This is a genomic window from Mycobacterium asiaticum (assembly GCF_001673315.1).
GTDB classification, from domain to species: domain Bacteria; phylum Actinomycetota; class Actinomycetes; order Mycobacteriales; family Mycobacteriaceae; genus Mycobacterium; species Mycobacterium asiaticum_B.
In genome coordinates, this window is sequence record NZ_LZLQ01000024.1 from 140601 (window position 1) to 160726 (window position 20126).

The 20126-nt window shown below is 64.0% G+C and carries 19 protein-coding genes and 1 pseudogene; 11 read left to right on the top strand and 9 right to left on the bottom strand.

The annotated features are described in order from the left end of the window. Positions 1 to 28: 28 nt before the first annotated feature. The 4 genes from A5636_RS04445 to A5636_RS04460 all read right to left on the bottom strand — a co-directional run bounded on the left by A5636_RS04445 (position 29) and on the right by A5636_RS04460 (position 4487). Positions 29 to 634 (bottom strand): TetR/AcrR family transcriptional regulator, encoded by a 606-nt coding sequence (locus tag A5636_RS04445; protein WP_065157474.1) that lies wholly within the window; start codon positions 632 to 634, stop codon positions 29 to 31. A gap of 91 nt (positions 635 to 725) precedes the next feature. Next, complete coding sequence (locus A5636_RS04450) at positions 726 to 1877, bottom strand: thiolase family protein (RefSeq protein ID WP_065157475.1); 1152 nt, start codon at positions 1875 to 1877, stop codon at positions 726 to 728. 42 nt (positions 1878 to 1919) lie between these two features. After that, complete coding sequence (locus A5636_RS04455; protein WP_065157555.1) at positions 1920 to 3086, bottom strand: acyl-CoA dehydrogenase family protein; 1167 nt, start codon at positions 3084 to 3086, stop codon at positions 1920 to 1922. 102 nt (positions 3087 to 3188) lie between these two features. After that, a complete protein-coding gene (locus tag A5636_RS04460) occupies positions 3189 to 4487 on the bottom strand; it encodes an amidohydrolase family protein (RefSeq protein WP_065157476.1) in 1299 nt (432 codons plus the stop codon). A gap of 372 nt (positions 4488 to 4859) precedes the next feature. On the opposite strand from A5636_RS04460, the gene A5636_RS04465 reads away from it, so the two are divergent. From A5636_RS04465 to A5636_RS04495, 7 genes are read left to right on the top strand one after another with little or no spacing between them, the layout of a single operon-like run. Continuing rightward, complete coding sequence (locus A5636_RS04465) at positions 4860 to 5420, top strand: carboxymuconolactone decarboxylase family protein (RefSeq protein WP_065157477.1); 561 nt, start codon at positions 4860 to 4862, stop codon at positions 5418 to 5420. Between the two features lie 2 nt (positions 5421 to 5422). Beyond that, positions 5423 to 6712 (top strand): aromatic ring-hydroxylating oxygenase subunit alpha, encoded by a 1290-nt coding sequence (locus tag A5636_RS04470; protein ID WP_065157478.1) that lies wholly within the window; start codon positions 5423 to 5425, stop codon positions 6710 to 6712. Beyond that, entirely contained in the window at positions 6687 to 7010 is a 324-nt protein-coding gene (locus A5636_RS04475) for a hypothetical protein (RefSeq protein WP_065157479.1), read from the top strand. The genes A5636_RS04470 and A5636_RS04475 overlap by 26 nt, the downstream gene beginning before the upstream one ends. A 2-nt stretch (positions 7011 to 7012) precedes the next feature. Next, positions 7013 to 8281 (top strand): amidohydrolase family protein, encoded by a 1269-nt coding sequence (locus A5636_RS04480; protein WP_437339801.1) that lies wholly within the window; start codon positions 7013 to 7015, stop codon positions 8279 to 8281. Beyond that, positions 8253 to 8687 (top strand): nuclear transport factor 2 family protein, encoded by a 435-nt coding sequence (locus A5636_RS04485; protein WP_065157480.1) that lies wholly within the window; start codon positions 8253 to 8255, stop codon positions 8685 to 8687. The genes A5636_RS04480 and A5636_RS04485 overlap by 29 nt, the downstream gene beginning before the upstream one ends. Next, positions 8684 to 9781 carry an acyl-CoA dehydrogenase family protein gene (locus A5636_RS04490; protein ID WP_065157481.1) on the top strand — a complete coding sequence of 366 codons (1098 nt, stop codon included), beginning with the start codon at positions 8684 to 8686 and terminating at the stop codon, positions 9779 to 9781. Before A5636_RS04485 ends, A5636_RS04490 begins: the two co-directional genes overlap by 4 nt. 53 nt (positions 9782 to 9834) lie before the next feature. Next, the gene (locus tag A5636_RS04495; protein ID WP_081287602.1) at positions 9835 to 10578 is read left to right on the top strand and encodes an acyl-CoA dehydrogenase family protein; all 744 of its coding nucleotides are present in this window, start codon (positions 9835 to 9837) and stop codon (positions 10576 to 10578) included. 76 nt (positions 10579 to 10654) lie between these two features. Here A5636_RS04495 and A5636_RS27815 read toward each other — a convergent pair whose 3' ends face one another. Both A5636_RS27815 and A5636_RS27820 read right to left on the bottom strand, forming a co-directional pair. Beyond that, complete coding sequence (locus A5636_RS27815; RefSeq protein WP_437339802.1) at positions 10655 to 11179, bottom strand: acyl-CoA dehydrogenase family protein; 525 nt, start codon at positions 11177 to 11179, stop codon at positions 10655 to 10657. Next, positions 11177 to 11830: pseudogene (locus A5636_RS27820) on the bottom strand (acyl-CoA dehydrogenase family protein); the annotation flags it as partial. The gene A5636_RS27815 and the pseudogene A5636_RS27820, both read right to left, overlap by 3 nt. 271 nt (positions 11831 to 12101) lie before the next feature. Here A5636_RS27820 and A5636_RS04505 point away from each other — a divergent pair. From A5636_RS04505 to A5636_RS04520, 4 genes are all read left to right on the top strand, one after another. Next, entirely contained in the window at positions 12102 to 12755 is a 654-nt protein-coding gene (locus A5636_RS04505; RefSeq protein WP_065157484.1) for a TetR/AcrR family transcriptional regulator, read from the top strand. A 243-nt stretch (positions 12756 to 12998) separates the two neighbouring features. Then, entirely contained in the window at positions 12999 to 14201 is a 1203-nt protein-coding gene (locus tag A5636_RS04510; protein ID WP_065157485.1) for a cytochrome P450, read from the top strand. 19 nt (positions 14202 to 14220) lie between these two features. Next, on the top strand, positions 14221 to 15072 hold the full coding sequence (locus A5636_RS04515) for a mycofactocin-coupled SDR family oxidoreductase (protein WP_065157486.1): 852 nt from the start codon (positions 14221 to 14223) through the stop codon (positions 15070 to 15072). Between the two features lie 10 nt (positions 15073 to 15082). After that, positions 15083 to 15919 (top strand): SDR family NAD(P)-dependent oxidoreductase, encoded by an 837-nt coding sequence (locus tag A5636_RS04520; protein ID WP_065157487.1) that lies wholly within the window; start codon positions 15083 to 15085, stop codon positions 15917 to 15919. 21 nt (positions 15920 to 15940) lie between these two features. Here the strand turns inward: A5636_RS04520 and A5636_RS04525 are convergent, their stop codons facing one another. Genes A5636_RS04525 through A5636_RS04535 form a run of 3 tightly spaced genes read right to left on the bottom strand, consistent with a single transcriptional unit; the run spans position 15941 to position 20125 of the window. Beyond that, on the bottom strand, positions 15941 to 16744 hold the full coding sequence (locus A5636_RS04525) for an SDR family NAD(P)-dependent oxidoreductase (RefSeq protein ID WP_065157488.1): 804 nt from the start codon (positions 16742 to 16744) through the stop codon (positions 15941 to 15943). 31 nt (positions 16745 to 16775) lie between these two features. Further along, a complete protein-coding gene (locus A5636_RS04530; protein WP_065157489.1) occupies positions 16776 to 19217 on the bottom strand; it encodes a CaiB/BaiF CoA transferase family protein in 2442 nt (813 codons plus the stop codon). Beyond that, the gene (locus tag A5636_RS04535; protein WP_065157490.1) at positions 19157 to 20125 is read right to left on the bottom strand and encodes an enoyl-CoA hydratase/isomerase family protein; all 969 of its coding nucleotides are present in this window, start codon (positions 20123 to 20125) and stop codon (positions 19157 to 19159) included. The genes A5636_RS04530 and A5636_RS04535 overlap by 61 nt, the downstream gene beginning before the upstream one ends. Position 20126: the final 1 nt, after the last annotated feature.

Sequence of the window (20126 nt, forward strand, 5' to 3'; positions counted from 1 at the left end):
CTCTGGGTGTCTAGGGCGCCTAGGGCCTCTAGGGCGTCCCGGGCGGGGAAAAGTCGCGCGCCAGCGTCTCCGCGTACTCCTTGAACACCTCGGCCAGCGGTATCGAAGGATCCAGCAACCATGTCATTTCCATTCCGTGGATGAAGGCGAGAATTTCCACTGCCTTGACGGCGGGGTCTATGTCGGTGCGATACCGCCCGGCGGCCTGACCGCGGCGGATGCCGTCGGCGACGATCTTGGTGGCGTCGCGCTGCCGGCTCACCAGGCGGTCGTGCAGGGGCGCATCGGGTGCGATGTTCTCCACCAAGAGCACGGTGAATGTGCCCAGAAGTTCCGGCGCCCTGCTGAACCGGTCCGCGACCTGCGCGATCTCCCCGAGCAGGTCGCCGCCGCGATCGGAGTGCGTGTCGTCGTCAGCGTCCCGGGCGTCCAGCACCGCGTGCAGCAATTGCTCTTTGGATTCGTAGTGGTGCAGCAGACCCGCCGGGGTCACTCCCGCCTCGCGGGCGATCTGGGCGAGAGTCGTGCTGCGCCAGCCGTTGCGCGACAGCAGCCGCTGCGCCACGGCAAGGATGCGCTGTTTGCGGTCCTCACCCTTGGCAAGCAGCGTCTCGTACGGCCTTACCTCGGGCACCGGATCCCCTCGTCGAACCGATCACAACCAACCTAGTGAATACACAGTAGGTTGGTTGACCGGCCGTGACAAGGGCTGGACCGGGGCTCTTTTAGTTCACCAACTCCACCAGCGTGGCGTTGGCCGTGCCACCGCCTTCACACATGGTCTGCAGTCCGAACCGGATGCCGTTGTCGCGCATGTGGTGGACCATGCGGGTCATCAGCACCGCGCCGGACGCGCCCAGCGGGTGTCCTAGCGCGATGGCACCACCCAACGGATTCACCCGTTCCGGGTCCGCGCCGGTCTCCGCGAGCCAGGCCAACGGCACCGGCGCGAATGCCTCGTTCACCTCGAACACGCCGACGTCGCCGATCCGCACACCGGACTTCGCGAGCACCTTTTCGGTCGCCGGTATGGGCCCGGTCAGCATCAGCACCGGATCCGCGCCGGTCACCGCGCCGGCGCGGTAGCGCACGATCGGTGTCAGATTCATTTCCAGCGCCAGTTCGGACGTGGTGACCAGCAGGGCGGCCGCCCCGTCGGAGATCTGCGACGAGTTGCCGGCGTGGATCACTCCGTCCTCGGTAAAGGCCGGCTTCAATCCAGCCAGTTTCTCCACGGTGGTTCCGCGGCGGATGCCCTCGTCCCGGTGCACCAACCCGGCCTCGTCGTCGGTGAACACCGGAACGATCTGCTCGGTGAAAGCACCCTTGTCCTGAGCCGCCGCGGCACGTTCGTGCGACAGCGCGGAGTATTCGTCGAGCCGCGTCCGGGACAACCCCCACTTCTTGGCGATCATCTCCGCCGACAGACCCTGGTTGAACGAGAAACCGTCATAGCGGGCAAGGACTTTCGGGCCGTACGGCATTCCGGTTGCCCTGGCCGCTCCCAGCGGAACCCGGCTCATCACCTCGACACCGCCGGCCACTACCACGTCCTGCTGACCCGACATCACCGCCTGCACGGCGAAATCGAGCGCCTGCTGACTGGAGCCGCACGCCCGGTTGACCGTGGTTCCCGGGATGCTCTCCGGCCAGCCCGCGGCCAGAACGGCGTAGCGGCCGATATTGCTGGACTGGTCGCCGACCTGGGATACGCAACCCCAGATCACATCGTCGATTCGCTCGGGGCTGACCCCCGTACGTTCCAGTAATTCGTTGAGGACGACGGCGGAGAGGTCGGCGGCGTGCATGCCCGACAACCCGCCGTTGCGCTTGCCGACCGCGGTACGCACCGCCTCGACGATGACCGTCTCACGCATGTGCTCGCTCCGATCCTTCTGGTTCGACGAACAACAAACTACCTAGTAGCTGCGGGGCAGTTTCAAGACGTGCGAACCGAGGAAGTTCAGGATCATCTCCTGGCTTACCGGCGCGATCTTCATCAGCCGCGCCTCGCGGAAGTACCGCGTGACGTGGTACTCCTCCGCGTAGCCCATGCCGCCGTGGGTTTGCAGGGCCCGGTCCGCCGCGGCGAACCCGGCATCGGCGCACAGGTACTTGGCCGTATTCGCTTCGCGCCCACAGGGTTTGCCGTTGTCGTAGAGCCAGGTGGCTTTCCGCAGCATCAGTTCGGCGGCGTCCAGGCGGGCCAACGAATCCGCTAGCGGGAACTGCAGGCCCTGGTTCATGCCGATAGGCCTGCCGAACACCTCACGCTCGTTGCCGTATTTCACCGCCTTTTCCAGCGCCACCCGGCCGATCCCGAGCGCCTCGGCCGCGATCAGCATTCGCTCGGGGTTCAAGCCGTCCAGAATGTACTGGAAACCCTTGCCCTCCTCGCCGATTCGATCCTCGACCGGGACTTCCAGGTTGTCGATGAACAATTCGTTGGAGCTGACGGCATTGCGGCCCATCTTGTTGATCGGCCGGATGTCGACTCGGCTGCGGTCGAGGTCGGTGAGGAAAAGGGTCATGCCGTCGGTCTTCTTGGTGACCTCGTCATAACTCTGGGTGCGGGTCAGCAGCAGGATCTTGTCGGACTCCAGCGCTTTGGAGATCCAGACCTTGCGGCCGTTGACGACATAGCGGTCACCGTCGCGTTTCGCGAAGGTGGTGATCCGGGATGTGTCGAGACCGGCACCGGGTTCGGTGACCCCGAAGCACACGTGGATCTCACCCGTCGCCACTCGGGGCAAGGTGCGGGCTTTCATTTCCTCCGACCCGTGCACCACCACGGGCTGCATGCCGAAGATCGTCAGATGAATCGAGCTGGCGGCGTTCATCGCGCCGCCGGACTTGGCCACTTCCTCGAGCAGGATGGTCGCTTCGGTGATGCCCAGGCCGTGTCCGCCGTACTCGGTGGGAATCGTCATCCCCAGCCAGCCACCGTCGGCGATGGCACGGTAGAACTCAGTTGGAAACTCGTGCGCCTGGTCTTTTTCCATCCAGTAGTGGTCGTCGAACCTCGATGCCAGTTCCGCGACTGAGCGGCGGATGAGTTCCTGGTCTTCGGTCAGCTCGAAATTCATGCCGCCCATGGGCACCTCCTACTAACGCGAGCAGACGCACACTCGCACGATTGCGGGCTCAACTAGTGCGACTTTGCGTCTGCTCGCCGGGGACGAGACCGCTCAGTCCTTGTTGCCGGAAAGGGCTTTCGCGTTGGCGGCGAAGTCCGCGAAGGACGAGCCGCCTCGGCTGTCCTTGTCGTGGCCGGCAGCCTTGATGGAAACGTCGTGTCCCTCTGCAGCTTTGCGCAGCGCACCGACGGTGGCCTGTTCGCGGGAAATGTGAGTGAAGGGATCGAACGAGTACCAGCGCATGGCGTTTTCGTGGGTCATCTTGTTGATCTCGTCGTCCGGAACATTGTTGATAGACAACACGTCCCACAGCTCCTCCGGCGCGCCCGGCCACATCGAGTCGCTGTGCGGGTAGTCGGCTTCCCAACAGATGTTGTCGATGCCGATCATGTTGCGCAGCGCCACACCGACCTTGTCGCTGATGAAACAGGTCAGGAAGTGCTCGCGGAACACCTCGCTGGGCAACTTGCCCTTGAAGTCCTGGTGTGTCCAGGTGGAATGCATCTCATAGGTGCGGTCGGCGCGCTCGAGGAAGTAGGGAATCCAGCCGGTTCCACCCTCGGACAGCGCGATCTTGAGGTCCGGGTACTCCTTGATGGGCCGTGACCACAACAGGTCCGCGGCGGCCTGCACGATGTTCATCGGCTGCAACGTGATCATCACGTCCATCGGCGCGTCGGGCGCGGTGATGGCCAGCCGGCCCGAGGAGCCGATGTGCACATTCATCACAGTGTCGGTGTCACACAACGCCTCCCACAACGGATTCCAGTACTCGTTGTGGAAACTGGGATAGCCCATCGCGGCCGGATTCTCGGTGAACGTCAGCGCGTGCACGCCCTTCTTCGCGACCCGGCGCACCTCGGCGGCGCATGCCTCGGCATCCCAGATCACCGGGATTGCCATGGGGATGAACCGCGCGGGGTACGCGCCGCACCACTCCTCGATGTGCCAGTCGTTGTAGGCCTGCACCAACGCGATGGAAAACTCGGGGTCGTCGGTGGCGAACAGCCGGCCGGCGAAGCCCGGGAAGGACGGGAAGCAGATCGAAGCAAGGATGCCACCAGCGTTCATGTCCTTGACACGCTCGTCCACGTTGTAGCAACCCGGCCGGATCTCGTCGAGCCCCGTTGGCTCGATGCCGTACTCCTCCTTCGGCCGTCCGGCGACGGCGTTGAGGGCGACGTTCGGGATCACCGTGTCCCGGAACTTCCACATGTCCGAACCGTCGGCATTGTGCACCAACCGCGGTGCGTCGTCGATGTACTTCTTGGACAGGTGGTTCTTGAACATGTTCGGCGGCTCGACGGTGTGGTCGTCCACGCTGATCAGGATCATGTCCTCTTTGTTCACGACGCTTCCCTTCTAATCCCCGTCCGACCCAACCGATCGCACGGGTCAATCCGAACGCGCGGGTGCACGACGGCCCCCGACCAGCACAACCAAGCCCCGCATGCGCCAACTCTCTATACGTTGAAAACTAGCTTCTCGCGCAGAGAGAATCAACATCCAGGTTGGCCGGGCGGCCGTCGGAAAGCGTCGGCAAGCGCCCGACGACTAGGGATTTTGCCGTTTCAGAACGATGCTCGCCCCGTCGCCGCCACAGGCCCGCACCCACCTGGTCCGGTTCCGCTCGCACCAGGATTGACCATCCGATCAATATGTGTGAGTCTATTGGTTAGAAATGAGAATATGATTCTCATTGACCGAGAGGAACCCCGTGCGATGCGCGTGCCGCCACTGCCCGCCGACCAGTGGGACGAGTCTGTCGAACAGGCGTTGGCCGTCATGTTGCCCGCGGAACGCCGCAATCCCGGCGACGCCTCGAACGTGCTCACCACGCTGGTCAACCATCCCGAGCTGACCAAGGCATTCTTGAAGTTCAACGTGCATCTGCTTTTCACCTCGACCCTGCCGCCACGCATCCGCGAACTGGCCATCCTGCGGGTCGCAAACCGTCGTGAATGCGCCTACGAGTGGACTCACCACGTGAACCTGGCCAAGCGGGAAGGCGTCACTGACGCGGAGGTGGACGCAGCCCGTCAGCCCAAAGTCGCCGACACCGACTTCGACGAGTTCGAGCGCGCGGTCCTTACCGGTGTCGACGAGTTGGACGAGCAGTCCCGGTTGTCCGACGAGACCTGGGCTGTGCTCGGCAAGTGCCTCGACACCCGCCAGCGGATGGACTACGTGTTCACGGTCGGCTCCTACATGATGCTGGCCATGGCGCTCAACACTTTTGGCGTACAGCTCGAAACAACCACCGAACCCGAAGAGGAGAGGTAAGAGTGGCCCATTTCCCGAAGCCAGCGGCTGGAAGCTGGACAGAGAACTATCCCGACCTGGGCACGGAGCCGGTTGACTACACCGACTCGATCGACCCGGCATTCTTCGAGGCCGAGCGCGACGCGATCTTCAAGCGCACCTGGCTCAATGTCGGTCGTGTCGACCGCCTACCGCGCACAGGCAGCTACTTCACCAAGGAGCTGCCGTCGGCGGGCAAGGGCATGTCGGTGATCATCGTCAAGACCAAGGACGGGTCGGTCAAGGCGTATCACAACGTCTGCCGGCACCGCGGAAACAAGTTGGTGTGGAACGACTTCCCGCACGAGGAAACCTCCGGTACCTGCCGCCAGTTCACCTGCAAATACCACGCGTGGCGGTACAACCTCGACGGTGACCTGACGTTCATACAGCAGGAGGACGAATTCTTCGACGTCGACAAGGACCAATATGGTCTCGTCGGAGTTCGCTGCGAGTTGTGGGAAGGGTTCATCTTCATCAACTTCGACCAACACGCCAAGCCGCTCCTGGATTACCTCGGACCGCTGGCGAAAGGGATCGAAGGCTACCCGTTCGGGGAGATGACCGAAACCTATTCGTACCGAGCTGAAGTGGGCAGCAACTGGAAGCTGTTCATGGACGCCTTCGCGGAGTTCTACCACGCACCGGTGCTGCACCAAGGCCAGTACACCAAGGAAGAAGCGGCCAAGATTGCCAAGTACGGCTTCGAGGCGCTGTATTACGAGATGGCCAGTCCGCACGCGATGATCTCCACCTGGGGCGGCCAGGCGCCGCCGGCCGACATGTCGATGGTCAAGCCCATGGATCAGGCGTTGCGCAGCGGCCTCTTCGGCCCCTGGGACAAGCCGGACATCATTGCCAACTTCGGCGAACTACCCCCGGGAATCAACCCGAAGAAGGTCAAGCAGTGGGGTATCGACGAGTGGCATTTCTATCCGAACTTCATGCTGCTGATCTGGGAACCCGGCTGGTTCCTCACCTATCACTACTGGCCGACGGCCGTCGACAAGCACATCTTCGAGGCGACGCTGTACTTTGTGCCACCGCGTAACGCACGCGAACGGCTGGCGCAGGAACTGGCCGCGGTGACATTCAAGGAGTACGCGCTGCAGGACGCCAACACGCTGGAAGCGACACAGACCATGATCGGCACCAGGGTCGTCAGCGACTTTCTGTTGTGTGATCAAGAGATCATGCTTCGCCACCTGCACAAGGTAACCAACGACTTTGTAGAGGAGCACCGGAACAATGGCGCTACCGCCTCAATTCGCTGACCTGGAACCCTATTTGGAGTGGGATCTGGCTACCGAGCCCGAGCGCTACGCCAAGCGCCTGGCCTCCACGATGGCCGAGATGCAAGCCTTCTACGAAGTGGCATTCCCCCGACTCAGCGACGTCATCGAGTACGTTGACAACTACCCGCTCGACGACTTGCCCGAGGACGCGCGCACACTGATGCACCTGATGCAGTCACTGGTCATGGTCTCGTTCCCTGTCGAGGCGTGGAAGCAACCGCGGGTCCCCGACAGTGGCGCGGCTTGGGTGGAGTTGATCCGGGAGCCGGTGATCTGACATTGTCCGACGCTCCTCGCGCAAGCGGCTCATCGCAGCTGACCCTCAAGGCCGCAGGGCTGTTCGACGTCGACGCCGGAGAGATCGTCCGGCCGGGTGTGCTGCGAATCGAGGGTGACCGCATCGTCGGAGTCGGTTCGGGCCCATCGGGGCCGGAAGATTCGGTGCTCGATCTGGGCGAAGCAATCCTGTTGCCCGGGTTGATGGACATGGAGGTCAACCTGCTCATGGGTGGGCGTGGCGAAAAGCCGGGCCTGTCCCAGGTGCAGGACGATCCGCCGACCCGGGTGCTGCGCGCCGTGGGTAATGCCCGCCGCACCCTGCGGGCCGGGTTCACCACCGTGCGCAATCTCGGGTTGTTCGTCAAGACCGGCGGGTACCTGCTCGACGTCGCGCTGGGCAAGGCGATTGACGCAGGGTGGATCGACGGGCCGCGCATTGTGCCTGCCGGACATGCGATCACGCCTACCGGCGGCCACCTGGACCCAACGATGTTCGCCGCCTTCGCGCCGCACGCGCTGGAGTTGACCGTCGAGGAGGGAATCGCCAACGGGGTCGACGAGATCCGGAAGGCCGTTCGCTACCAGATCAAGCATGGTGCCCAACTGATCAAGGTCTGCTGCTCGGGTGGGGTGATGTCACTGACGGGACCACCTGGCGCGCAACACTATTCGGACGAAGAGTTGCGTGCGATCGTTGACGAGGCACATCGGCGGGGCCTGCGGGTCGCCGCGCACACCCATGGCGCCGAGGCTGTCAAGCATGCGGTCGCGGCCGGCATCGACTGCATCGAGCACGGTTTTCTGATCGACGACGAAGCGATCGCCTCGATGGTCGAGCACGAGACATTCCTGGTCAGCACCCGGCGCCTTGCGGAGGGCATGGACGTCTCACACGCCCCGCCCGAACTGCAGGCCAAGGCCGCCGAGATGTTTCCGAAATCACGCACCTCGATCCTGGCCGCCTACAAGGCCGGCGTGAAGATCGCGGTCGGCACCGACGCACCCGCAATCCCGCACGGCCGCAACGCCGATGAACTTGTCACGCTGGTGGAATGGGGACTACCGCCGCTGGCGGTGCTCCGGGCAGCCACGGTGACCGCAGCCGAGCTGATCAACTCCCCCGACCGCGGACGTCTCGCCGAGGGATTTCTAGCCGACATCATCGCGGTGCCGGGAAACCCATTGGAAGACATCACCGTCACCCGAAACGTCAGCTTCGTCATGAAAGGCGGCAAGGTCTATGTCAACAACTGTGCCAAGCAGAACTGACGACCTGGTCGAAATCCAGCAGTTGCTGGCCCGGTACGCCGTGACAATCACCCAGGGCGATATCGACGGCCTGATCGGCGTGTTCACACCGGACGGCACCTACAGCGCATTCGGCGACACCTACACCCTGGACCGGTTTCCCGAGTTGGTGGCCGCCGCGCCCAAGGGGCTGTTCATGACCGGAACCGCGCTGGTGGAACAACTCGATGGTGATTCGGCGAGCGGCACCCAGCCGTTGTGCTTCATCGAACACTCCGCGCATGACATGCGGATCGGCTACTACCGTGACACCTACGCACGGACTGCCGCCGGGTGGCGACTGAAAACCCGTGCCATGACCTTCATTCGGCGTAGCGGAGTTCACGACTCGGGCCGTCCGCACGCAGTGGGCCGTCCCACGCCGTGAACGTCGAGCAGTTCCGGGCGGAGCTGTGCACCTGGCTCGACGAGCACGACCTGACACCAGAGCCGGACCATACGCTGGCAGGGCACATGCGGCAGCTCGCGCGCGTGCACGCCGCGCTCTACCAGGCAGACTGGATGCGCTACGGCTGGCCGGCCGAGGCCGGCGGATTGGGCGGGCCTGCGTTGTTGCGCGCCCTCGTCGGCGAGGAAGTGGTGGGCCGCCGACTGGCCGAACCGGGTCCGTACTCGATGGTCGAAGTACTGGCCCCCACCATGATCGATTACGCGCCAGCGGAACTCGCCGCGGATATGGTGCCGCGGTTGCTCAGCGGCCAGGAAACGTGGTGCCAGGGTTTCTCCGAACCCGGATCGGGCAGCGATCTGGCTTCGTTGTCGACCCGCGCTGTGCCACGCGGTGACGACTGGATCGTCAACGGGCAGAAGGTGTGGACCAGTTACGCCCAGTTCGCCACGCGCTGCATCCTGCTCACCCGAACCGCACCCGGATACGACGGCATCACCGCATTTTTCGTCGACATGGACACTCCGGGTATCACGGTCCGGCCGCTTCGTACCATGCACGGCGTCGATGAGTTCTGCGAGGTGTATTACGACGACGTGGTGATTCCGTCCAGCCGGATGCTCGGCAGTCCCGGGGACGGTTGGCGCTTGGCGATGGACCTGCTGCCCTATGAGCGGTCCACCTGCTTCTGGCAACGGATCGCCTACCTGTATTCGCGCTTCGATGCGCTCATCGCCGAAGCGGCCGCCAAGGACCAGGCGGACGAATCCTCATTGGGGGCAGCATATCTCGCGCTGCACACGCTGCGCTGCCGGTCTCGTGCCACCCAACACCGGCTACGTGACGGGGCACGGTTGGGACCGGACACTTCGATCGACAAGGTACTGCTGGCCGGCGCAGAGCAGCGGCTCTACGACACCGTCCACGACCTGCTGCCCGCAACCCTCGAACTCGACGACACAGCCTGGCGGCCGGAATACCTGTACTCGCGCGCCGCAACCATCTATGGCGGCACAGCGGAGATCCAACGCAACATCATCGCCCGCCGGCTGCTGGACCTCGGGAAGGAGTGAGCGTGACCGATTCCGATGAGCTGCAACTCATCGCGGGTTCACTACGCACCGCCATGACCGGCACTGCCGGCGCCAAGCTCGACGCTGCGCTCACCGAACTCGGATGGCTCGACATGCTCGACGAGATCCCGCAGGCCGCAATTCGTTTGGTGTTCGGATCTCTGGGTGAGACCGGGGCACATGCACCGGTGCTCAATGACGTCGTACTGCGCGCCGCCGGCAAGCCCGGCGGGGGCACGCTGGCGTTGCCGGTTGCGGGCGGTTCGTGGGTGGTATGGGAACGCACCGACGAACCCACATCCGCACTTGATGAAGAGCTGCCGATCCGGCGGACGGCAGCGGGTGAGCCGGTGCCGTTGGGACAAGGGCGTGTCGCGCTGGGCTGGTGGCTGGTTGGCACCGGCCGGGCAATGCTGTCCTTGGCGCGACAGCATGCGCTGGATCGGGTGCAGTTCGGCCGTCCCCTGGCCTCATTTCAGGCGGTCCGCCACCGGCTCGCAGAGACGCTGGTTGCCCTCGAGGGTGCCGAAGCCACGCTGCAGGCCGCCGCCGATCAACCTGACGAACTGGCCTGTCTACTCGCCAAAGCCGCTGCAGGGCAGGCAGCATTGACTGCCGCGCGGCACTGCCAACAGGTCCTCGGCGGTATCGGCTTTACCGCCGAACACCCGCTGCACCGCCACATCAAGCGTGCGCTGGTGCTCGACGGGCTGCTGGGCAGCTCGCGCGAGCTGACCCGTGAAGCCGGATCGATCCTGCGCGCCAAGGGTTTTGCCCCGCGGCTTGCCCACCTTTGACGCCGAGTGTGAAATTCACGACGCGACACGCGGGCCTACCGTCGCGAGATGCACACTCGCGGCGCCCTTTTGGTCGCTAGTTGCGGGGCAAGCCCAGTATTCGCTCGGCGATGATGTTGCGTTGGATCTCTGAGGTTCCCCCGGCTATGGTGCCGGCGAAGCTGCGCGCGTACCGATCGAACCAACTGCCGTAGTAGTCATCAAGATTCAGCGGCGCGAACGGCGCGGTGATCGCCGGGTGAACGAGACCGTCGGCCCCCTTGGCATTCAACGCGTCCTCGGCGGCACGCTGCAATGCTTCTGACCCGAGGAGCTTGAGAACTGACTGCGCCGGCACGTCCTCTTCCCCGCGCGCCGCACGGGCCGTCGCCGCGGAGCCCAGCAGTCGCATCGCTCGCGCGTCCATCACCAGGGTGGCGTAGCGATCCCGCTCCAGCACACCGTTTGGCGTGTAATCGGTTGTGAGCTGGTCCAAAAGGTTCGCGTAGTCCAACCACAACATCGCGCGTTCGTGGCCCAGGGAACCGTGTGCCACTCGCCAGCCGCCGTCGAGTTCGCCCACCAGATTCTCGGCCGGCACGCGCGCGTCGGTGAAGAACACCTCGTTGAATTCGACGTCGTCGTGATCGCACACCGACGGGAACGGCCGGCACACCACCCCGGGCGTGTCCGTCGGGATCAGCAATACGCTGATGCCCTTGTGCTTTGGCACATCGGTGTTGGTGCGCACGAACGTCAGCAACACATCGGCATCGTGGGCGCCTGATGTCCACACCTTTTGTCCGTTCACCACGAAGTGGTCGCCATCGAGCACCGCGCGCGTCTTGAGCGACGCCAGGTCCGATCCGGCGCCGGGTTCACTCATCCCGAGCGATGCGGTGATCTCGGCCCGCAGAATCGGTACCGCCCAACGCTGCTGCTGTTCGGCTGTTCCGAACGACAACAACGATGCCGCGATGATGCCGACACCCTGCGGATTGAAGCTGCGGTAGATCCGGCGCCGGGCCATCTCGTCGGCGTGCACGTATTGCTGCAGCAGCGAAGCGTTGCGGCCCCCGAATTCAGGCGGATTGCCCGGTAGTAGCCAACCGTTGTCGAACAGCAGGCGTTGCCAACGAGCGGCCCACTCCGGGAGATGGGAACACGACCGCGGTCGTGCGATCCCCTCGGCCTCGTCGGGCAGATGCTGTTCGAGGAATGCGATGAATTCGGCGCGAAATGCCTCGACGTCGGCATCGAAGGTCAGCTGCACAGGACTCCTCGGGGCTTATCGGGCTTATCGGGCTTATCGGGCTTATCGGGCTTATCGGGCTTATCGGGCTGGCGGGGCTTATCGGGCTGGCCAAGGTTCGCTCTCACGAATCGACTTCCCAAACACGCGTCTAAGAGAATAGTATTCTCGCCGTGAGGAAGTTACAATCTCCAAGACATCGTCCGTGAGGAGGTCGAGCACCGCGATGGCACGACGTTCTCCGGTACAGTCCAACCATGTTCTCTCCTCGCGGCAATCTCCTGAGCCGCCCGTGACGAACCCCAGCGAAGAACCGGCCTGGAAACAGCGGGCCGTCGAGCGATCCATCAAGACCGCGAAATTGCGGGCAGCACAGCGCGTTCAGCGTTTTCTGGACGCCGCGCAAGCCATCATCATCGAGAAGGGCAGCACGGACTTTACCGTCCAAGAGGTCGTGGACCGGTCGCGCCAGTCGCTACGCAGCTTCTACCTGCAATTCGACGGTAAGCACGAACTTCTGCTCGCGTTGTTCGAAGACGCGTTGAGCAGGTCCGCGGATCAGATCCGCGCCGCCACCGAAAGTCACACCGATCCGCTGGAACGGCTCAAGGTCGCCGTCGAATTGCTCTACGAGGCTTCGAGGCCCGACCCCGCCGCAAAGCGGCCGCTCTTTACCGACTTCGCGCCCCGTTTGCTGGTAACGCACCCGGCCGAGGTCAAGATCGCACACGCCCCGCTCCTGGCATTGCTCACCGAGTTGATGGAGGCCGCGGGCGAAGCCGGCAAGTTGCGTGGCGACGTCAATCCAAAGCGGGTGGCGGCCATGACGATGCAGACGGTGATGTTCATCGCGCAGTCCAGCGGGGGGTCCGATGACGCGACGGTCCACCCGATCGGGGCCGACGAGGTCTGGGACTTCTGCTCGCGCGGATTTGCCGGCAAGTAATTCAGCCTTCGTTTGTCGCATGAGCGAATATCGCACGCTCTCATCGTTATGAGAATGCTATTCTCTGATTGAAAGAATTAGAAATAGCCAAAATGGATTCCACGTTGACACTCGTTGGTGGGTGATGACAGAGTTCTAAAGGCGGCTTCTAGAGGCGGCTTCGACAAGCGGCTTCTAAAGGCGGCTTCGTCGCGCTCCTCTGCCGAACGGGGTAGCGCGTTACCGGCGAGAGGGCAATTACCCGTGACAGTCAGCGCAGCCAACGACGTCTATTTCGACCCGTACGACATCGAGCTCAACGCCGACCCCTATCCCATGTTCCGGCGACTGCGCGAAGAGATGCCGCTCTACTACAACGAGCAGCACGACTTCTATGCACTGAGCCGCTTCACCGACGTCAACAACGCGATCGTCGACTACCAGACCTTCAGTTCAGCCAGAGGCGCAATCCTCGAACTCATCCGGGCCAACATCGACATGCCGCCCGGGGTACTCATCTTCGAGGATCCACCGGTCCACGACATCTACCGTAAGTTGTTGTCGCGCATGTTCACTCCGCGCAAGATCAATGCGCTGGAGCCCAAGATCCGCGAGTTCTGTGCGCGCAGCTTGGATCCGCTGATCGGGACCGGCCGATTCGACTTCGTCAACGACCTCGGCGCACAGATGCCGATGCGGGTGATCGGCATGCTGCTCGGCGTCCCCGAGGAAGACCAAGAGGCCGCACGCGATTTCGCGAATGCCCAGATGCGCACCGAAGCCGGCAAGCCGATGGAGTTCTCCGCCGAGGCCATGCTGAACGGCGAGTTCTTCGGCCAGTACATCGACTGGCGCGCCGAGCACCCGTCCGACGACATCATGACCGAATTGCTCAATGCCGAGTTCGAGGACGAGACGGGTGTCATCCGCCGCATGCGCCGCGACGAACTGCTCACCTATGTCACCGTGGTGTCGGGAGCGGGCAACGAGACCACTACCCGCCTGATCGGGTGGGCGGGCAAGGTGCTCGCCGAACATCCCGATCAGCGGCGCGCCTTGGTCGAGAACCCGGCCTTGATCCCGGCCGCTGTAGAGGAACTCCTGCGGTACGAGCCGCCGGCACCGCACGTGGCGAGGTACGTCACCCGCGACGTCGAGTACTACGGACAGCGCGTGCCCGAAGGCAGCGTCATGATGATGCTGATCGGAGCGGCTAACCGGGACCACCGCCAATTCCCGCCGGACGGAGACGTTTTCGACATCCGCCGCGAGCCGCATCAGCACCTGACGTTCAGCGTGGGAACCCACTACTGCCTGGGCTCGGCGTTGGCCCGACTGGAGGGCCGGATCGCGCTCGAGGAGATCTTGAAGCGCTTCCCCGACTGGGATGTCGACCTTACCGACGCCAAGCTGTCCCCCACGTCCACGGTGCGGGGTTGGGAATCCATGCCGGCAATTCTCGGCTGAATCAGGAAACGAGGTAACAATGACGGAAGACGGCAAAGGGCGGGTTGCAGGAAAAGTCGCCTTCGTGACTGGTGCCGCACTCGGTCAGGGCCGCAGTCACGCGGTTCGATTGGCCCAAGAAGGTGCCGACATCATCGCCATCGACGTATGTAAACGAGTCGTGGAGACCAGTCCGATTCCGGCGGCGACACCAGAGGATCTGGCCGAGACCGCCGATCTGGTCAAGAGCTACAACCGGCAGATCTATACCGCCGAAGTCGATGTCCGAGACTATGACGGCTTAAAGGCGGCGGTGGATGCCGGCGTCGACCAGTTGGGCCGACTGGACATCATTGTTGCCAACGCCGGCATCGGCAACGGTGGCGACACGTTGGATCAATGCAGCGAACACGACTGGCAGGAAATGCTCGACGTGAACCTGTCCGGCGTCTGGAAAACGGTCAAAGCCGGTGTGCCCCACCTTCTTGCCGGCGGGCGCGGAGGTTCGATCATCCTGACCAGTTCGGTCGGCGGGCTGAAGGCGTATCCGCATTGCGGCAACTACGTTGCGGCCAAACACGGTGTAGTCGGCTTGATGCGCTCATTCGCAGTCGAATTGGGGCAGAAGATGATTCGGGTGAACTCGGTGCACCCCACGCATGTCAGCACCGGGATGATCATGAACGAGGGAACGTGGAAGATGTTCCGCCCGGATCTGGAGAATCCGGGTCCCGACGACATGGCGCCGATCTGTCAGATGTTCCACACGTTGCCTGTGCCGTGGGTTGACGCGCAGGACATCAGCAATGCGGTGCTGTTCCTCGCCTCCGACGAAGCCCGGTACATCACCGGTGTCACCCTTCCCGTCGACGCTGGGAGTTGCCTGAAATAGGGTTGCGCCTATGGAAGGTTTCGACGGCCGCGGCGCGGTCATCACCGGCGGCGCGAGTGGCATCGGCTTGGCCACCGCCAAAGAGCTCGCTCGCCGCGGCGCCAAGGTTGTCCTTTCCGACATCGACAAACCGGGTCTGGACGGGGCAGTTGCCCAGTTGCGCAGTGACGGATTCGAGGCACACGGTGTCGCATGCGACGTCCGTCATCTCGATGACGTCACCAATCTCGCGGCCGAGTCGTTTCAGCTGCTCGGCCGCGTCGACGTGCTTTTCAGCAACGCCGGCGTCGGCATAGCCGGCCCCATTGCGCAGATGACACATGAGGATTGGCGCTGGGTGATCGATATCGACCTGTGGGGCAACATCCACGCGGTCGAGGCGTTCCTGCCGCGGTTGCTCGAGCAGAACACCGGCGGTCATATCGCGTTCACCGCGTCCTTCGCCGGGCTGGTGCCCAACGCCGGACTGGGCACCTACGGCGTTGCCAAGTACGGCGTCGTGGCTCTGGCCGAGACATTGGCACGCGAGGTCCGGGCCAACGGCATCGGGGTTTCGGTGCTGTGCCCGATGGTGATCGAGACCAGGCTGGTGGCCAACTCCGAACGCATCCGCGGCGCGGACGGCGGACTGACCGCAGCACCCGAACTGAGTGGTGATCTGAGTGCGCTCCCGGCCCAGGACGATGCGCTGACCGTTGACGACGTCGCTCGCCTGACCGCCGACGCGATCCTGGCGAACCGCCTGTATGTGCTGCCGCACGAGGCATCCCGCGCGTCCATCCGCCGCCGGTTCGAACGCATCGACCGGACTTTCGACGAACAGGCAGCCGAAGGCTGGCGCTACTGAGTTGCGCGAGCGGACGACCGGTTACGGTCCCAGCTGGTATCCGCCGGTCTCCGGGTGGTGGTACCAGCCGCCCGCGGCGTGTGTTCCACCGTCGACGTGGATGGTCTGGCCGGTGATGTAGGTGGACATGTCGGAAGCGAGAAACACTGCGGTGCTGGCAGTTTCGTCGACATGGCCGGGCCGTCCCCACGGAACGACGGCACCCATCGCGGCACTGGCGTCCGCACCGCCGAGGGCGGCCAGACCTTCGGTCATGGTGATGTCAGGGGCTATCGCGTTGACCCGGATGCCGTAGGGTGCCAACTCGAGTGCGGCGGTCTTGGTGTAGTTGATGACGCCTGCCTTGGCGGCGGCGTATGCCGCGTATCCGGGCGCCGCCCGCACCCCTTCGATCGAGGTGACCGCCATGATGCTGCCTGGCTGCCCGGCGGTCACCATGAGCCGCGCCACCCGCTGAGTGCACAGCAGCACGTGCCTCAGGTTCGCCCGATATAGTGCGTCCCAACCGTTTTCGCTGGTCTCCAGCAGTGGGGACGAAAACACGCCACCGGCATTGTTGACCAGGATCGTCGGCGTGCCCAGCTCGGTCACCGTGCGCGCCAGAGCGGCGTCGACCTGGCTGCTGTCCCGCACGTCGGCGGTGATTCCCAGTGCGCCAATCGATTGCGCAGCAGTCGCACAGGTGTCGGGATCGCGCTCCCAGATGGCCACCCGCGCACCGAAAGCCGCGAACCCGGCCGCGATGCCGCGTCCGATACCGGCGCCGCCGCCGGTGACCACCGCGACGCGGCCGGTGAGCAGGATGTCTTTGGGATCGATGCTCACCGCTCACCCCCGCGGACAAACACGCGGCTGATCATCCCGGCGAGCAGCCGATCACTCCGTCTGCCTCCAATTCGGCGATCTCCGCGTCGGTTACGCCCAATTCCGCCAGCAGCTCATGGTTATGTTGTCCGAGCAGCGGCGCGGGCTGGGTATGGAACCGGCAGGGACCGCCGGACATCCGCATGGGCACGGTGCTGAGCCTAGCCGTGCCGCACACCGGATGATCGACCGTCTCGAAAAAGCCACGCGAAAACAGTTGTGCAATCTCCGTCTGCCGGTGCGGCTGCAGGACCTTGGCCACCGGCACCCCCGCGTCCCAGAGGACCGTGACGATCTGCTCCGCGGTCCGGTCTGCACACCACGCGGCCAGGTGTTCGTCAATGCTGTCCTGGTGCGCACGGCGGCCAGCCGCTGTGGTCAATGTCGGATCCACCGCCCACGGAGGTGATCCAAGAGCGTCACGCAACTGGCCCCACTGCTGGTCGGTTGCCACCGCGATCGCGACCCAACTGTCGAGTCGCCCGAATTCGTCGATCTCGTTGGTGCGGTACAGATTCTGCGGAGTCGCGGTAGGCCCGCGATTGCCTGCTCGCTGCAACAGCGCGCCGTACGCGGAGTACTCGATGACCTGCTCCGCCGCGATGTTCAGGGCCGCGTCGACCATGGCCGCTTCCACCAGCACCCCTTGCCCGGTCCGGCGGCGATGCTCAAGAGCGAGCAGCAGCGCGTTGAGTGCGTGCACCCCCGCGTTGGAATCGCCAACGGAGTACGGCTCGAACGGTGTGCGATCGGGGTAGCCGGTCAGCCAGCTCAACCCGGAAGCGGACTCGATGACGTAGGCGAAGGCCGGGTTGTCACGCCACGGCCCGTCGAGACCGAAGCCAGGCATGCGCAACACCACCGCGTCGGACCGGATGCGCTGTATCGCAGCGAAATCCAGACCGATTGAATCCAGCACGCGGGGCGTGAAGTTCTCCGCGACCACGTCGCAGGTGGCGATGAGCCGGTGCAGCAACTCGCGCCCGCGCGGGCTCTGCAAGTCCAGCGTGAGACCCTTCTTGTTGGTGTTGAGGGCGGCGAAGATCGGCGATTTCTCCCACCACTGCTCCTCGGTGGCCGGTATACCGGCGATGAGCCGGGTTCCGTCCGGGCGCCGGGTGGATTCCACGTGTATCACCTCGGCGCCGAGCATGGCCAGGAAGTGGGTGCAAGACGGTCCGGCCCAGAAGGTCGTCATGTCCAGGACCCGAATACCCTGCAGCGGCAACTGCTGTGCTGGCCGGTCCGGCGTGCGACGGGCGGGCAATTCGGTGGCCCGGTAGAGGGCGGTATGTTCACCGAGCCGGGGCGGCGGGCCGGGTTCCTGGAGCTGTGCGGGCTTCATCCGATAGGGATGGCGGGGCTGCTGAAAACCATCCCGGGGATTGCGCATGAATGAGCCGCGCTCCTGAAAGTGGTCCAGTGCAGCGACATTTGCCCCGTTGGCGACGGGGGCGTTGGGTATCCGGAAGGCGGTGGCCAGCTCGCGGATCTCGTCGGCCGGATTGCCGCGCACCCATTCGTAGATTTCATCGGCATGGATATTGGCCTGCTCGGTGATGGTCAACGCCGAGTTCTCGTCGATCCATTCCGGATGCCCCACCATCGCGCACAGGTCGAACCATTGCTGGGCGGTTCCACACCCGAGGTCCACCAGGCCGTCCTGGGCTGCGGCCACCCCGGGGACGGTGGGCCGTCTGGTGTCCCGCCACGGACGTCCGAGCATCTCGAAGTAGGTGACGGGATAGTAAGTGAGGCCGAGGATTTGCGTCTCCAGCATGGACAGGTCGATCAGCTGGCCGCAGTGGAGGTTGCGTGCGGCGAGCATGGCGGCACTGGTGTAGGCACCCGCCAGATACTCACCGACCTGACCGCCGACGAACACCGGCGCCCGGTCTGCCACGCCGCGTCCCAACCCGATGATGCCGCCAGACCAGGCCTGCAGGGTGAATTCGGTTGCCGCGCGGTGCCGCCACGGGCCGTCCAGGCCGAACGGTGTGATCGATGCGACGACGAGGTGGGGATGGCGGTGCAAGATCCCGTGTGGGGTGAACAACTCAGCCACAGCCGACCCGGCCGACCACACCACGGCGTCCGCGGCGGCCAGCAGTCGGTTCACCAGCTGGGCATCGTCAGCGTCGGCTGGGTCGACGACGACGCTGTGCTTCGACCCCGCCAGAAAGCTGAACAACGCACCGTCCGCACCGGGAGCCACCGGTACCCCCGACGCCGTCCAGGTTCGTAGCGAATCGCCCTCTGGTGGTTCGACTTTGATGACTTCCGCACCACCGTCGGCGAGTAGTTTCGTGCAGTACGCACCCGCGATGCCGGTGGACAGGTCAATGACGGTGTAGCCGGACAGCGGTGGCGCCACTAGGGCTTTTTCTTCCGCTTGGCGTCCTTGGGCGGTCGCGCCTTCTTGCTCAGACGCCATTCCGGGGGGAACTTGCGGTCGTTATCGTTGACCGCGTCACCAAGACCTCGATCGATGGCGGTGTCGAGGGAGAAGTCGTCCGCATCCGCCCGCACCGCGCCACCGGCGGACTCGAAGAAGCCGCTGAGCACACTGCCCATGTACTCACCCTGGAACTGTTTCATGATTTCGAAGAACGTCTTCTGCATGAAAACCGTGTCAGTAGGGCGATTACGGGCACAAGCCAGTGCATACTTCGCCACCTCGGCTTCGAGTTTCGCTCGGGGCACCACGCTGTTGAGGAAATTGCAGTCATACATCTCGGCAGCGGTGAATGCCCGCCCGGTGTAGACCATTTCCTGGAATTTGCGGATACCCATAGTCTGCGCCCACCACCACATTCGTGGTCCCCACCCGTAGTAGCGAAACGACGGATGACCAAAGAGGGCGTCGTCGCTGGCGATCACCAGGTCGGCGTCCGCCGCTTGGTAGAAGTGCCACCCGTAGCAGTAACCCTTGACCTCCAAGATGCTGATCTTCTTGAAATCCTGCAGGCCGCGGATGCCCGAATTGGGGTTGGCATACCACTGCCCAACCGATGCCCCATGGCGGAAGGATCCCTTTGGCGGGTAGGTTATTTCGTCGGGGCCGACGCGAAATTCGGCGAGCAGCGGGCCTGGGTCGGGAGAATCTTTGGCCCGCATGAACTCTTCGAGGTCCGCGCCTGATCCCAGGTTGTCGCCTGCACCGCGGATCACCACGACCTTGACCTTGTCGTCGAGGCTGGCGCGGTGCAGCAAGTCGGCGTAGCGCTGCCGTGCAGCGATCGTCGGCGCGTTCAGATACTCCGGGCGGTCGAAGGTGATCGTGGCGATCCGGGTTTTGGCGTCCTGGTCGTAGCGAATGATCTTCTCCGCCTTGACGGCCATC